This window comes from Pseudomonas sp. GW821-FHT09D08 (genome assembly GCF_059416305.1).
In genome coordinates, this window is sequence record NZ_JBWKOX010000007.1 from 34820 (window position 1) to 49703 (window position 14884).

Here is a 14884-nt window from a genome sequence, read left to right on the forward strand (position 1 = left end):
CCAAGGGCGCCCATTCTGCGCCTAAAAAACGCTGCGGCTCAACCCCGGGCCTTACCGGGCGCGGATTGCAGTGAATGAATCCGATGAAAAGTCTTTTAGGGAACCCCCCAGGCCGATCAGGGCCTAAACTGCGCAAACGAACCTGAAGGAGAGTGCCCGATGAGCCGTATCGAAACCGACAGCCTGGGAGACGTGGAAGTCCCGGATGACGCTTACTGGGGCGCCCAGACCCAACGTTCGCTGGTGAATTTCGCCATCGGCGAGCAGCGCATGCCCCTCGCGGTACTGCACGCACTGGCCCTGATCAAGAAGGCCGCCGCCCGGGTCAACGACCGCAACGGTGACCTGCCCGCCGACATTGCCCGCCTGATCGAACAGGCCGCCGACGAAGTGCTCGATGGCCAACATGATGACCAGTTCCCCCTGGTCGTCTGGCAAACCGGCAGCGGCACCCAGAGCAACATGAACGCCAACGAGGTCATCGCCGGCCGCGCCAACGAGCTGTCGGGCAAGCCCCGTGGCGGCAAGAGCCCGGTGCACCCCAACGATCATGTGAACCGCTCCCAAAGCTCCAACGACTGCTTCCCTACCGCCATGAGCATTGCGGCGGTGCAAGCGGTGCACCAGCAGTTGTTGCCGGCGATCAATACGCTGTCCGGCGGCCTCGCGGAACTGTCGGCGCGGCATGCAAAGCTGGTGAAGACGGGCCGCACCCACATGATGGACGCCACGCCGATCACCTTCGGCCAGGAACTCTCGGCGTTTATCGCCCAACTCGACTACGCCGAACGGGCGATCCGTAGCGCCCTGCCCCAGGTATGCGAGCTGGCCCAAGGTGGCACGGCGGTGGGCACCGGGCTCAATGCACCCCATGGCTTCAGCGAGGCGATTGCTTCGGAATTGGCCGCCTTGTCGGGCCTGCCCTTCGTCACCGCGCCGAACAAATTCGCCGCATTGGCCGGCCATGAACCGATCGTGACCCTGCACGGCGCCCTGAAAACCCTGGCCGTGGCCCTGATGAAAATCGCCAACGACCTGCGCCTGCTGGGCTCCGGCCCGCGTGCCGGCCTTGCGGAGGTGAAACTGCCGGCCAACGAGCCCGGCAGCTCGATCATGCCCGGCAAGGTCAACCCGACCCAGTGCGAGGCGCTGTCGATGCTGGCCTGCCAGGTGCTGGGCAATGACGTGACCATCGGCATCGCGGCGAGCCAGGGGCATTTGCAGTTGAACGTGTACAAGCCGGTGATCATCCACAACCTGCTGGAATCGATCCGCCTGCTGGCCGATGGCTGCAATAACTTCCAGGAGCACTGCATCGCCGGCCTCGAACCCGACGCAGGAAAAATGGCCGAGCACCTGGAGCGCGGGCTGATGCTGGTCACGGCGCTCAACCCGCACATCGGCTATGACAAATCGGCAGAGATCGCCAAGAAGGCCTACGCCGAAGGCTTGACCCTTCGGGAAGCGGCGTTGGACCTGGGCTACCTCACCGACGCAGAGTTCGACCAGTGGGTACGCCCGGAAAACATGCTGGGTGCCTAGGACGCCATGCGTAGCCGCCGGGCCTTGAGCCCGGCGAGCAACGACGGCGCCAGCGCCACCGCCGCCGACCCCAGCACCACCACCAACGCGCCGAAATAGCCCAGGGCATTGATCTCTTCGGCCTGCACATAGTCCGGCCACAGCCACGCCGCCAACGCCACCGCGACAAAGGTCACCAACGGCGTCAGGGCCAGGGTCGCGCTCACCCGCGAGGCTTCCCAGTGGGCCAGGGCTTCGGCAAATGCGCCATAGGCCACCAGGGTGTTCATGCAGCACGCCAGCAACAGCCAGCCTTGCAGCGGGCTCAGTTGCAGGGCCTCCAGCGGATGCGCCCACGGCGTCAGCAGCACGGCGCACGACAGGTAGATCACCATCATCACTTGCAGCGAATTCCACACGGTCAGCAACTGCTTCTGGCCCAGGGCATAGAACACCCAGACCGAAGTCGCCAGCAGGATGGTCAGCACGCCGGCGGTGTAGGCGCCAAGGGACGTCAACAACTCTTCCAGGCGTTGGTTGAAGAACAGCCCGAAGCCGATGATCAGCACCACCAGGCCCACACACTGCCCGACGCTGAAACGTTCCTTGAACACAAACACGCTGGCGATCATCAGGAAGATCGGGCCCATCTGCACCACCAGTTGCGCGGTGCCGGGGCTGAGCAGTTTCAGGCCCACCAGGTACAACACGTAGTTGCCCACCAGGCCGCACACCGCCATCGCCACCAGCCAGCCGCCCCTGGGGCCGAGCACTTTACGGCTGGGCAGGCGCCTGGTCGCGGCGAGGTACACGAACAGGCAACTGCCGGCCACCATCAGGCGAAACCAGGTGACCGTGATCGGGTCCATGACCTGCAACACTTGCTTGAGTTTGATCGGCAGAATGCCCCAGAGCAGCGCGGTCAGCAGGGTCAGGAGAAAACCGTAGACCCAGCGGCCGGAAGAAATGTGCATGAGTGCCCCAGAAGCCAGAGGAAGTGGAGCGGGCATTCTAGGGGGAAGTGAGCGAATTGGGATACGCCGCCGTTCAAATGTGGGAGGGGCAAGTCGAATCGTCGCACCGCCCCTCCCACACTTATCAGCGCACGGCTTCGAACAGTCCGGTGGCGCCCATGCCGCCGCCCACGCACATGGTGACGATGCCATAACGCACATTGCGTCGTTGCAGCTCACGCACCAGGTGTCCCACTTGCCGCGAGCCGGTCATGCCGAACGGGTGGCCGATGGAAATCGAGCCGCCGTTGACGTTGTACCTGGCGTTATCGATGCCCAGGCGATTGCGCGCATACAGGCACTGCGACGCAAAGGCCTCGTTGAGTTCCCACAGGTCGATGTCCGCCACCTGCAAGCCCCGCGCCTTGAGCAGCTTGGGCACCGAGAACACCGGGCCGATACCCATCTCATCCGGCTCGCAACCGGCCACGGTGAAACCGCGAAAAAACGCCTTGGGCTTGAGCCCCAGTGCCAGGGCTTTTTCCAGGCTCATCACCAGGGTCATCGAGGCACCGTCGGAGAGTTGCGAGGAGTTACCTGCCGTCACCGAGCCGTCTTCGGCAAATACGGGCTTCAACCCAGACAGGCTGGCCAACGTGGTGTCCGGACGGTTGCAGTCATCGCGATCAACCACGCCGTCGAGGATCTGCACGGCACCGGTGTTCTTGTCCTCGACCTTGTACTTGACCGCCATCGGCACGATTTCATCATCAAACAAGCCCTCCGCCTGGGCCTGGGCGGTGCGTTGCTGGCTTTGCAGGGCGTAGAGGTCCTGCTCTTCGCGGCTCACGTTGTAGCGGCGGGCGACGATTTCGGCGGTCTGGCCCATGGGAAAGTAGATGCCCGGCACCTGCTCCTTGAGCAGCGGGTTGATCAGGTTATCGGTGTTGACGCTTTTCATGGTCAGGCTGATGGACTCGACGCCGCCGGCGACGATGATGTCGCTGCAACCCGACGCGATCTGGTTGGCCGCAATCGCAATCGCCTGCAAGCCCGACGAGCAGAACCGATTGAGGGTCATGCCCGCCGTACCGGTGCCCAATTGCGACAGCACGGCCACGTTACGCCCGATGTTGTAGCCCTGGGCGCCTTCATTGGAACCGGCGCCGACAATGCAATCCTCGACGCTGGCCGGGTCGATGCCGTTGCGGGTCAGCAGTGCGTTGACGCAATGGGCCGCCATGTCATCCGGGCGGGTCTGGTTGAACTTGCCGCGAAAGGATTTGGCCAAGCCGGTTCGCACGCTGTCGACGATCACTACTTCACGCATGGGCTACCTCGATCTTGTCGTTGTGGAGAGATGGATCGAGGATAGATCCAGGCCTGCCCCACCGCGACGATCATTCACCCGGCGTATACAAAAGCATGGTGACGGACATAAACCTGTGGCTGGGCAGGCCTGTTGTGGCAAGCGGGCCGGTTGTGGTGAGCAGGCTTGTTGTAGTCAGCAGGCCTGTTGTGGTGAGTGGGCTTGTTGTGGTGAGTGGGCCTGTTGTGGCAAGCAGGCTTGTTGTGGTGAGCGGGCTTGCCCCGCGCTGGGGCGCGAAGCGGCCCCAAAACCAGCCAATAAGGTCTGCCTGAAATAACGCGGCGCCTTGATCAGGGCCGCTTCGCAGCCCAGCGCGGGGCAAGCCCGCTCACCACAACAAGCCTGCTTGCCACAACAGGCCCGCTCACTACAACAGGCCCACTCACCACAACAAGCCCGTTTGCCACAACAGGCCTGCTCACCACCACAGCCCCGCTCGCCACAGAGGGCGGCATCCTGAACAACACCAGGCCAGTGGTTATTTCTTTTTCTTCTTGTCGTGCTTGTCGGACTTGGCGAACGCTTCCTCCAAGGCCAGGTTGAGGGTGCGCAACACCTTGACCCGCGCCCAGCGCTTGTCGTTGGCCTCCACCAGCGTCCACGGCGAAACCTCGGTGCTGGTGCGGTCGACCATATCGCCCACGGCGGCGCGGTAGTCGTCCCATTTTTCGCGGTTGCGCCAGTCGTCTTCGGTGATCTTGAAGCGCTTGAAGGGGATTTCCTCGCGGGCCTGGAAGCGTTCCAGTTGGGTCTGCTTGTCGATGGCCAGCCAGAACTTGACCACAATCACACCGGCGTCGCGCAGTTGCTCTTCGAAGTCATTGATCTCGCCATAGGCGCGCATCCAGTCGGCCGTGGTGCAGAAGCCCTCGATACGCTCCACCAGCACGCGGCCGTACCACGAGCGGTCGAACACGGTGAACTTGCCCCGCGCCGGGATCTTCTGCCAGAACCGCCACAGGTACGGCTGGGCGCGTTCATCCTCGGTGGGCGCGGCAATCGGCACGATGTGGTACTGGCGCGGGTCGAGCGCGGCCGCCACCCGCCGGATCGCCCCGCCCTTGCCCGCCGCGTCGTTACCTTCGAAGACCGTCACCAGCGCGTGCTTGCGCATGCGTTTGTCGCGCATCAGGCCGGAGAAGCGCGCCTGCTCGGTAATCAGCTGTTCTTCGTAATCGTCCTTGTCCAGGCTCAAGGTCATGTCGAGGCTGTTGAGCAGGCTCATCTGGTCGATGGCCGAGGGCAACGGTGCCGGGTTCATGCCGCTGGCCTTGCCCTTGGGCAGCTTCAGGGCGTTCTGCAGGCCTTCGAGCAGGATCTTGCCCACGGTGAGGCTGCGGTAGTTGGCGTCGACGCCTTCAATCACATGCCAGGGTGCGTAATCGCGGCTGGTGCGACGCAGGATGCGCTCGCCGAAATGCACGAACTTGTCGTAGGTCTCGGACTGCTGCCAGTCCAGCGGGCTGATGCGCCAACTGTGCAACGGGTCGTCGGCCAGGGCCTTGAGCCGTGCCTTCATTTGCTTCTTGGACAGGTGGAACCAGAACTTGAAGATCAGCGCGCCTTCATCGCAGAGCATCTTCTCCAGGCGCTCGGCGCCGGCGATGGCCTGGTCGAGCCGCGCATCCTTGATCTCGCCGTGCACCCGGCCTTGCAGCATCTGGCTGTACCAGTTGCCGAAAAAAATGCCCATGCGGCCTTTGGCAGGCAGTTGGCGCCAGTAGCGCCAGGCCGGGGGGCGGGCCAGTTCTTCGTCGGTCTGCTGGTCGAAGGTGCGCACCTCGATCAGGCGCGGGTCCATCCATTCATTCAGCAGTTTGACCGTCTCACCTTTACCGGCGCCTTCGATGCCGTTGATCAGGATGATCACCGGGAAGCGCTTTTGCTGTTGCAACTCGTACTGCACCTCCAGCAAGGCCTCGCGCAGGGCGGGCACTTCGGCCTCAAAGGTGTCTTTGTCGATGGCGTGACCGATTTCGGCAGATTCGAACATGGGCGGCTCCGTTCCAGAAGTGAGCAAGACTAGCGGATTGGGCAACAACGCGCGGGAGGAAATTCCACCGGGGCTTGCCGTGGGTCAATTCAAAGCCTGTTGATCGGCTAGAATGGCCGCCTTGCCTTTACCGAGCCGCCCATGAACCCCGTAACCCACGCCCAGCTCGACTGGGATGATCAAGGTCGCCCGCACTCGCGGGTGTTCGACGACGTGTATTTCTCCGACCAATCGGGCCTGGACGAAACCCGCTATGTGTTCCTGCAACAGAACCGCTTGCAGGAGCGCTTTGCCGCACTGCCAGCGGGCGGGCGTCTGGTGATTGGCGAAACCGGCTTCGGCACCGGCCTGAATTTCCTCTGCGCCTGGCAGTTGTTCGAGCAACACGCCGTGGCCGGGGCGCGCCTGCATTTTGTCAGCGTGGAAAAGTACCCCCTGAGCCACGCCGACCTGCAACGCGCCCTCGCCCTCTGGCCGGAGCTGGCGCCGTTCGCCGAGCAATTGCTGGCGCACTACATCGCCATCCACCAAGGCTTCCAGCGCCTGGTGCTGGACAACGGCCGCGTCACCCTCACGCTGCTGATCGGCGATGCCCTGGAACAGTTACCGCAACTGGATGCGCAGATCGACGCGTGGTTTCTCGACGGCTTCGCCCCGGCGAAAAACCCCGAGATGTGGAGCGCCGAACTGTTTGCCGAGCTGGCACGCCTGGCGGCCCCGGGTTCGACTATCAGCACCTTCACCAGCACCGGCTGGGTGCGCCGGCTGATCAACGCCGCCGGCTTCAAGATGAAGCGTACGCCGGGCATCGGCCACAAGTGGGAAATCCTGCGCGGGGAGTTTCTCGGCTGGCCGGCCGAGACCCCGGCACCGGCCGCCGCCAAGCCCTGGTTCGCCCGCCCCTCGATGCCCAATGGCGAGCGCTGTGCCCTGGTGATCGGCGGCGGCCTGGCCGGCTGCGCCAGTGCGGCCAGCCTGGCGGCGCGGGGTTGGCAGGTCAGCCTGTTGGAGCGCCATGGCGGCCTCGCCCAGGAGGCCTCCGGCAATCCGCAAGGGGTGCTTTATCTCAAGCTGTCGGCACACGGCACGGCGTTGTCGCAGATGATCGTCAGCGGGTTCGGGTACACCCGGCGCCTGCTGGAGCACCTGCAACGCGGCGTGGAGTGGGACGGCTGCGGCGTGCTGCAACTGGCCTTTAATGCCAAGGAGGCCGAACGCCAGGCGCAACTGGCCCAGGCATTCGCACCGCAGTTATTGCATCTGCTGGACAAGGCTCAAGCCCAGGCTCGCGCCGGGGTGGGCCTGGAACAGGGCGGGCTGTTTTTCCCCGAAGGCGGCTGGGTACATCCCCCCGCGCTGTGCCAATGGCAGGCGCGCCAGCCAGGTATCGAGGTGCTGGCCCATCATGAGGTGCTGGACCTGCGCAAAGTCGACGGCCACTGGCAGGCCTGGGACGGTGATCGGCTGCTGGCCAGCGCCCCCGTGGTGGTACTGGCCGGGGCGGCTGAGGTCAAACGGTTTGCCGCCGGCGCCGAGTTGCCCCTCAAGCGGATTCGCGGGCAGATCACCCGGCTGCCCCAGACCGCCGCCAGCCAGGCCCTGGCCACGGTGGTGTGTGCCGAGGGCTACGTGGCGCCGGCTCGCCTGGGCGAACACACCCTGGGGGCCAGCTTTGATTTCAACAACGATGACCTCACCCCTACCGCCGCCGAGCACGCCGGTAACCTTGAGCTGCTGCAGGAGATTTCCCCGGACCTGGCCCAGCGCCTGCACGCCGCCGACCTTGCCGCAGAGACCCTGGAAGGCCGCGCCGCCTTCCGCTGCACCAGCCCGGACTACTTGCCGATTGTCGGGCCGCTGGCCGACAGCCTGGCGTTCGCCCAGGCCTACGACGCGCTGCGCAAAGACGCCCGCCACACGCCGCAGGCCGCCTGCCCGTGGCTGGACGGCCTGTACATCAACAGCGGCCACGGCTCCCGGGGCCTGATCACCGCGCCGCTGTCCGGCGAGTTGCTGGCGGCATGGCTGGACAACGAACCGCTGCCCCTGCCCCGCAGCGTGGCCGAGGCCTGTCACCCGAATCGCTTTGCAGTGCGCGGGTTGATTCGCAGCAACGCTGCAAAAACGGCCCCGTAGGCCGCGCTTCAACCTGCCGGTGGCAATTGGCAGGTGCCCAGCTCATCGAGCCTCAACGCCTCCTGGGTGAGGCGTTTGAGTTCGACGAGTTCGGCGCTTTCCCGCGCGCTCTGGATCGCGCCCATCTGGGTGTGATAGTCAGCGTCACCCAAGGTTTCCCTTTGCGCCCACACCGCCTCCATGCGATCGCCAAAAGGCTGGGTCAGGGTGTCAAACGAACCGCCATGGGTGCGCCTCAGGTAACTGCTCCAGAATGGCAGCTTCACCATATAGTTCAGCAGTTGCGGGGAAAGCTCGGCCTCTTTCAACTGCGCTTCGGCAACCTCCAGCATGTGCTCGGTCACCCCGGCCAGGCTGGCAAAGCGCATATGCCGGGGCTGCCCGGGCAAATGAAAGCGCTCCACCAGCCCGGTGCGATAAGCCAGGCTGACCTCCAGCGGATCGAGCATCGGATGCTCGGCGCTGTGTCGGCTGGCCATGGACTCCAGGCGGTCGAGACGAAACAAGCCCCTCGCCAACCTGAGCAGCGGCTTGGCCGTGACCCTGCCGCCCTCCACCCGCTGCGAGGCCTCGTGGATTTCAACCAGCACCTCCAGGTTACTGAAGCTCACGGCAGCGGCGTCATCACAGTTCAACGGCGTGGCCGCGCGCTCGAAGACCTCGGCACGCAGTCGGGTATCGGCAGCGGCCGCCTCCAGCACGCGCCAGATGCGGCGGTTCATGTCCTCGCGCACGTGGGTGGTGTCGGCGGCTCCGCCCAGGCCGGCCAATAATTTGAACAGGCCGTCGGAGCCGGGTTCGTCCTTGAGCCCCAGCCAGGTCTCGGCCTTTTCGGCGAAGTGTGTCGCGTATTCATCGCCCAGCCACAGCTCCCGGGCGGTCTGCTCGTTGAGTCGCGCAATGTCATCCTCCACGAAGCCCATGCCCACGCCGATAGTGTCCCGGTAACGGTTCAAGGCCTGACGAGTGCTGGCGTCCAGAGGGTTATGCCGCACGTTGATGACTTCGGTGCGCTCACGCGGCGCATTGAACAACCATGCCGGCAAACTGGCGATGTCATTGTCCCGCAGGTCGAGTTGCTCCAGGTACGGAACGCGGGTAAAGCCGGTGGGCAGACTGGTCAACCGGCAGTTGCGCAGCATCAGGTTGCGCAACTCGAACATCTTATTGACGACGGGCGGGTCCACCAGGGGATTGTTGCTCAGGTCGAGCACGACCAGGCTCTTCAGGTCCGCAAGTTTGGTGCGGGTGTACTCGGTCAGTTGCAGTTGGTTATCGGCCATGTACAGCTGCCTGAGCAACGGCATGTGCTGGAGCACTTCCGGCAGCCGCGTCAGCCGGTTACCGTTCAACGCCAGGCTGCGCAGCCCCTTGAAGTGCTTGAGGAAATACGCAACGTCATCGTTGAGTCCCATGCGTTTCAATGACAATTGCCGGACATGCTCGAACTGCACGTGCGCCGGCAAGGTCGGCAATGCCCCGATGGCCATGCCGTCCAGGGACAGGCTCGGCACTTGCTGATGGTATTCATCCGGCGCCAGCGACGCATATTGCCAACTGCGCTCGATGGCCCGTGCGGCCTGGTGTCGAGCCAGGCGGTAGTCTTGCAGCGCAATGTCCGAGTAGGGCTGCGCCGGTTTGTCCTTGGCCCACAGCCTCAACGCCCGCTGCAGTGCCTCATAGTGCTGCTCAAGGGTGCGCACGGCTTTGGCCCGGGACAGGTGATCGGTGCCCAAGTCCTGCAGGAAGGTCGACAGGCGCCGGTCATCGAATAACGGAAAGAGTTTGCGAGCCTTGCGCATCAAGCCCGCAGGCTGTGGAGGCAGCGCAGGCGGCGAGCCTTGCACACACGACAGGGCCGGCTCCTCGGGTATCGCGCGCTCGGGCCACAAATAACGGCCGATGCGATTGCGTTCGTCCTGGGCCTTGCCAATCAATGCATGCCGCAACTGGCTGGCCCTGCCGCTCGCGGTCAGGCGCAGCGTGTCGAGTTGGGCGGCAGACAAACTGTTGAGCAACGCCTCGTAGAAACCTTCCGGCCCGCCGGCCAGCGCGCCCAACGCCCCACCTTGCTGATCATGGGCGCGAAAACCCTTGGCCGACTGCACCACGATGCGCCTCATATCAGCGTCTGCGTGGCCCACCTGGCCCAGGACAGTGCCCTGTAGGCTTTCGCGGCGTACCTGCAAGAACAGATCCTCGGGCCAGCCCGGAACCCGTTGCAGCAACCCGGTGGCCACGCGCCGTGTCGCATCGGTGGCCAGCTCCGGCAAGTACAGGCCGGCCAGGGCGTCGTCTTCCTCCAGCGCTTCCAGGGCTTCCCGGGCCCATTGGCTGACCCGCAGCGGCACGCGCCCGGTATGGCGCAAGTGCCAGCGCTCCGCCGTGGAGGCCTGGGTCATGACCTCCCAGGCCACCCGGATCGGCAATTGCGGCAAGCGCTGCTTGAGCTGGCCGTGATCGGTCTGATCGATGAAATCGGCATCCATGCGCAGCCGCTCATAGACCGCCTGATGGGTGGTCTTGAGCGAGGCGGTGAGACGCCGCGCCAGGGCCGCTTGCGCTTCGTCGGCGTGGAAGGTGCCGCCGAGCAATTGCGCGGTTTCCTCGGGGTCGAGGGCGGCCAGCAAGGTGGGCAGAATCTGTCCGTTCCGCAGTTGTTGCGTGGTGAGGTGGATGCTCAAGTCCTCGTAATCGAACGGCGCGGTATCTGGATGGCGCTCAAGCAGGTAGCCCTCGTCGTCGAGCAGTTCGAAAAAACGCCCACGGGGCCATCCGTCCATCAGCGGCAGGGCCAGCATCTGTACCCGAGTGGTGGCTGCATTGAGCGGGGCTTGATGCTCCATTTGCCAGATCAGGTCGCGAACCCCCTGGTTCAGCTTGAACCGCAGCGCACAATCGCGCAGCCGCTCCGGCAGCGGCAGGTTCTGCCTGGCCAGTTGCTGCAAGCGCGGCAAGGTCGAGCCGGTAATAGCGGCGATATCCTTCAGGTGTCCGGCCGGGAAAACGCTGAGACTGGGGTCCAGCCGCCCCAGGATATAGTCAGGGCTGCGCCATTCATCCGCCTGCTCGAACGAGAACTGCCAGCCGCTCTGGTAGTTGTGGGTCAAGGGCGGCCGATAGGCCGAATCCCGCTGCGGATGCCGGGCTCGCCAGCGCCCGGTGCGGGCGTCAAAGACAATCGAATACAGCGCCCCGTCGACATTCACATAGGACTGGCCATTGAGCTGGTAGACCCCACGGGGGCTGGCCACTGTGCCTTCGAGCGAGACGGTGTGGCGATACGGTTCGGTACGACTGCGCCATAAGCGCGTGGTCTTGTCGGGCAGCCGCACGGCTTCGAGGCTGTCGTAGAACCCCGCCGCCGACGGCGTGGTTCGCCACAGCCGGCCCACCACTTTCGTACCCGCAGCGAACAACGCCATGGCAGCGAGGTTTTCCGCGATGTTCGTCAAGTGCCTGAGGGCGCCGAGCTTGTCATGGTGCAGCCAGTCATCCACCCCCTCGAACACCTCGCCAAGCAACTGCCCAACGGCCACGCCGGTCATCAGTTGGCCCACCACCGGTACCACGAACCCGGCGACGTTGAGCACCGTCAAGCCGACATCCAGGTAATCCTGGATACGCTTGCGACGCGCGTCGTCATCGGCCTGGGCATTGGGAACCGCCAATACCCGCGCATCCAGCTGGATCTTGCCGACGCAGGCATTGAAAAAGAACGTCGACAGCTTACCCGTGACCGGGAGCGGCGCCACCCGCACGAGGATTTTCTCCTGGTCAAAACGCTCGAAAAAACCGAACCGCTCGGACTCGTCCAGGTAACCCTTGAAGAAATCGCGATAGGTACTGACGTGAAGCTTGAGGGTGAGGTAGAGCTTGAAATGCTCCAGTGATTCATAGCGGTACCACGGCCGCACGGGTTCGTTGGGCATATACACCACGATCGGGCCGCTGGAGAACCCTTCGGCCGATGCACTGGAAAACACCAGTACCCCCCACAGGCAGGCGCCGTCGATGTTCAGGCCTTGCCAGGTCAGCGGCTGCTGGTTGAACCACAGTTGCCGGATGTCCCTGGCGGGCATATCCGCCTTGACCAGGCCCAGCAGCAACGCGCGGGTCGATGCATCGATATCGCCCTTGGCATGGGCCAGGTGCAGGTCGATCTGCATGTCCACGCAACGGGATTGGCCGACCTGCGTCACCGAAGGGTTGAAGTCCTGGTCGGGCGCTACCAGGTTGAACACTTCGCGCACATGGGTCTGATAGGCCTCTCCCAGGTTCAGCTCGCGGCAGTAGCCGATAAAGGCCTGGGCGCTGAGGGTTTGCGCAATGCGGCGCCTGGGGCCGATGCGCACCACGGCAGTAGTCGGCGAGCCGCCTGGCTCGGCAGCCGCCTGGGAGAAATTCTGCATGGCCGCTTGCAGCAGGCTGTGCTTCTCCAGGTTGACGGTCTCGATCATCTGGCCGCCCAGGTCCTGGCTGACACCGCTGAACGAGCGCCGGGGGATTTCCAGGGTGTCGTTTTCGATGTCCAGGCCCCCATGGCCCTTGTCGTCCAGGAATGCCCTGAGCCGTTCGGCACAGAATTTATCCAGCGGTTGCAGACGGTTCAGCACCCGATGCAGGGTTTCACGGGGGCGCTCGCTGTCGGCGTACGCCTGCTCGATGGCCTGCAGTACGTGAGAGTCGGCCTTGACCAACCAGGCCGGCAGCGTGTCGTGCAAGACCTGCGCTTTATCCAGGTCACCGGTGATATTCAGCAGCGCCGCCATCAATTGGTCCCCGGCCACAGGCGCGAGCGCCTGGGTCAAATCAGTGGTTTGCGTCATTCGCAATGTTCCTTTATCGCGTTGAACAATGACGCCAGACGATAAGCGCTGCGACCGCGCAAAAGGGTTCAAATAGCTGCAGGATCAGCCCTCGTAACCGTCGATTTTTTGCATCTCACCTCGACTTAAGTACCGCCCCTTTCACCCACGCCGCACAGCCTGCTGGGATGTTCCGAATGGGCGGCGGCGGTTTGCCATATAACTTATTGATCTAAAACTCCGCGTATAGCCTCGGGTCAGTCCCTAGGTACCCGCCCTTTTGGTGCGGGTCTTTCTATCCCTCCCCAACGGAAAAACCGGTAAGGAACCTATGTGCGGATTAGCTGGCGAGTTACGTTTCGATCACCAACCTGCGGACCTCGCAGCGGTGGAGCGAATTACCCATCACTTGGCACCACGCGGCCCTGACGCGTGGGGTTTCCATGCCCAAGGGCCGATTGCCCTGGGCCATCGACGCCTGAAAATCATGGACCTGTCGGACGGCTCCGCCCAGCCGATGGTCGACGCCCAGCTGGGCCTGTCCCTGGCGTTCAACGGCGCGATCTATAACTTTCCGGAATTGCGCCAGGAGCTTGAAGCCCTCGGCTACGCCTTCTATTCCGGCGGCGACACCGAAGTGCTGCTCAAGGGCTACCACGCCTGGGGCGAAGCGCTGCTGCCCAAACTCAACGGCATGTTTGCCTTTGCCGTCTGGGAGCGCGATGCCCAGCGCCTGTTCATCGCCCGTGACCGCCTCGGCGTCAAGCCGTTGTACCTGTCGCGCACCGGTCAGCGCCTGCGCTTTGCCTCGGCCTTGCCAGCGCTGCTCAAGGGCGGTGATATCAACCCGATCCTCGATCCGGTGGCGCTCAATCATTACTTGAATTTCCATGCCGTCGTGCCCGCTCCGCGCACCCTGCTGGCGGGCATTGAAAAACTGCCGCCGGCCTCCTGGATGCGCATCGATGCCGAAGGCAACACCGAGCAGAAAACCTGGTGGACCCTGCCCTACGGCCCCCATGAAGATGAAAAAAATCTGAGCCTGGAAGACTGGACCGATCGCGTGTTGGACAGCACCCGCGAAGCGGTGGCCATTCGTCAACGGGCCGCGGTGGATGTCGGCGTACTGCTCTCCGGCGGCGTCGACTCGAGCATGCTCGTCGGCCTGCTGCGTGAAGTCGGCGTACAGGACCTGTCGACCTTCTCCATCGGCTTTGAAGACGCCGGTGGCGAGCGTGGCGACGAGTTCCAGTATTCGGACCTGATCGCCAAGCATTACGGCACCCGTCACCACCAACTGCGCATTGCCGAACGCGAGATCATCGAACAACTGCCGGCGGCGTTCCGCGCCATGAGCGAACCGATGGTCAGCCATGACTGCATCGCCTTCTACCTGCTGTCGCGGGAAGTGGCCAAGCATTGCAAGGTGGTGCAGAGCGGCCAGGGCGCCGATGAGTTGTTCGCCGGTTACCACTGGTACCCGCAGGTAGATGGCGCCAGCGACCCGTATGCCGCCTACCGCGAGGCGTTCTTCGACCGCAGCTACGATGACTACGCCGCCACCGTCGCGCCGAAATGGCTGACCGCCAACGACGCCGCCGGCGACTTCGTACGCGAGCATTTTGCGATGCCCGGCGCGGACGCCGCCGTGGACAAGGCCCTGCGCCTGGACAGCACGGTGATGCTGGTGGATGACCCGGTCAAACGCGTCGACAACATGACCATGGCCTGGGGCCTGGAAGCGCGCACGCCCTTCCTCGACTACCGCCTGGTGGAACTGTCGGCCCGTGTACCGGGTAAATTCAAATTGCCCGACGGTGGCAAGCAAGTGTTGAAAGAGGCCGCGCGCCGGGTCATCCCGAGCGAAGTCATCGACCGCAAGAAAGGCTACTTCCCGGTGCCGGGCCTCAAGCATTTGCAGGGCGACACCCTGAATTGGGTGCGCGAGCTGCTGCTGGACCCAAGCCAGAATCGCGGCCTGTTCAACCCGGCCATGCTCGACCGCCTGCTCACTGACCCGCAGGGTCAATTGACCCCGTTGCGCGGCTCGAAGCTGTGGCAACTGGCCGCGCTGAACCTGTGGCTCAGCGAACAAGGAATCTGA

Annotated in this window: 7 protein-coding genes; 3 read left to right on the forward strand and 4 right to left on the reverse strand. The window is 63.9% G+C overall.

Annotation, left to right across the window (positions count from 1 at the left end; all coding sequences use genetic code 11):
* The first annotated feature begins 159 nt into the window (after window positions 1-159).
* On the forward strand, window positions 160-1542 hold the full coding sequence (locus AC07OP_RS14520) for a class II fumarate hydratase (RefSeq protein ID WP_027603957.1): 1383 nt from the start codon (window positions 160-162) through the stop codon (window positions 1540-1542).
* Here the strand turns inward: AC07OP_RS14520 and AC07OP_RS14525 are convergent.
* The 3 genes from AC07OP_RS14525 to pap all read right to left on the reverse strand — a co-directional run bounded on the left by AC07OP_RS14525 (window position 1539) and on the right by pap (window position 5836).
* Window positions 1539-2495, reverse strand: a complete 957-nt coding sequence (locus tag AC07OP_RS14525; protein ID WP_115486819.1) for a DMT family transporter — start codon at window positions 2493-2495, stop codon at window positions 1539-1541. The two genes, AC07OP_RS14520 and AC07OP_RS14525, sit on opposite strands and share 4 nt — an antisense overlap.
* Window positions 2496-2619: 124 nt before the next feature.
* On the reverse strand, window positions 2620-3804 hold the full coding sequence (locus tag AC07OP_RS14530) for a thiolase family protein (RefSeq protein WP_115486818.1): 1185 nt from the start codon (window positions 3802-3804) through the stop codon (window positions 2620-2622).
* Window positions 3805-4321: 517 nt separating this feature from the next.
* Window positions 4322-5836, reverse strand: a complete 1515-nt coding sequence (gene pap, locus AC07OP_RS14535) for a polyphosphate:AMP phosphotransferase (RefSeq protein ID WP_115486817.1) — start codon at window positions 5834-5836, stop codon at window positions 4322-4324.
* Between the two features lie 141 nt (window positions 5837-5977).
* Here pap and mnmC point away from each other — a divergent pair, with 141 nt between their 5' ends.
* Window positions 5978-7972: a bifunctional tRNA (5-methylaminomethyl-2-thiouridine)(34)-methyltransferase MnmC2/FAD-dependent 5-carboxymethylaminomethyl-2-thiouridine(34) oxidoreductase MnmC1 gene (gene mnmC, locus AC07OP_RS14540; protein WP_495102793.1), complete on the forward strand. Its 1995-nt coding sequence runs from the start codon at window positions 5978-5980 to the stop codon at window positions 7970-7972.
* Between the two features lie 8 nt (window positions 7973-7980).
* Here mnmC and AC07OP_RS14545 read toward each other — a convergent pair whose 3' ends face one another.
* The gene (locus tag AC07OP_RS14545) at window positions 7981-12801 is read right to left on the reverse strand and encodes an NEL-type E3 ubiquitin ligase domain-containing protein (RefSeq protein ID WP_495102794.1); all 4821 of its coding nucleotides are present in this window, start codon (window positions 12799-12801) and stop codon (window positions 7981-7983) included.
* A gap of 310 nt (window positions 12802-13111) precedes the next feature.
* Between AC07OP_RS14545 and AC07OP_RS14550 the strand changes: the two genes are divergently transcribed.
* The gene (locus tag AC07OP_RS14550) at window positions 13112-14884 is read left to right on the forward strand and encodes an N-acetylglutaminylglutamine amidotransferase (RefSeq protein WP_495102795.1); all 1773 of its coding nucleotides are present in this window, start codon (window positions 13112-13114) and stop codon (window positions 14882-14884) included.

What these genes read in the sequence shown, in the direction of transcription:
- AC07OP_RS14520 (WP_027603957.1), top strand. Translation starts at nt 160, where the DNA reads ATGAGCCGTATCGAAACCGACAGCCTGGGAGACGTGGAAGTCCCGGAT.
- AC07OP_RS14525 (WP_115486819.1), bottom strand. Translation starts at nt 2,495, where the DNA reads ATGCACATTTCTTCCGGCCGCTGGGTCTACGGTTTTCTCCTGACCCTG.
- AC07OP_RS14530 (WP_115486818.1), bottom strand. Translation starts at nt 3,804, where the DNA reads ATGCGTGAAGTAGTGATCGTCGACAGCGTGCGAACCGGCTTGGCCAAA.
- pap (WP_115486817.1), bottom strand. Translation starts at nt 5,836, where the DNA reads ATGTTCGAATCTGCCGAAATCGGTCACGCCATCGACAAAGACACCTTT.
- mnmC (WP_495102793.1), top strand. Translation starts at nt 5,978, where the DNA reads ATGAACCCCGTAACCCACGCCCAGCTCGACTGGGATGATCAAGGTCGC.
- AC07OP_RS14545 (WP_495102794.1), bottom strand. Translation starts at nt 12,801, where the DNA reads ATGACGCAAACCACTGATTTGACCCAGGCGCTCGCGCCTGTGGCCGGG.
- AC07OP_RS14550 (WP_495102795.1), top strand. Translation starts at nt 13,112, where the DNA reads ATGTGCGGATTAGCTGGCGAGTTACGTTTCGATCACCAACCTGCGGAC.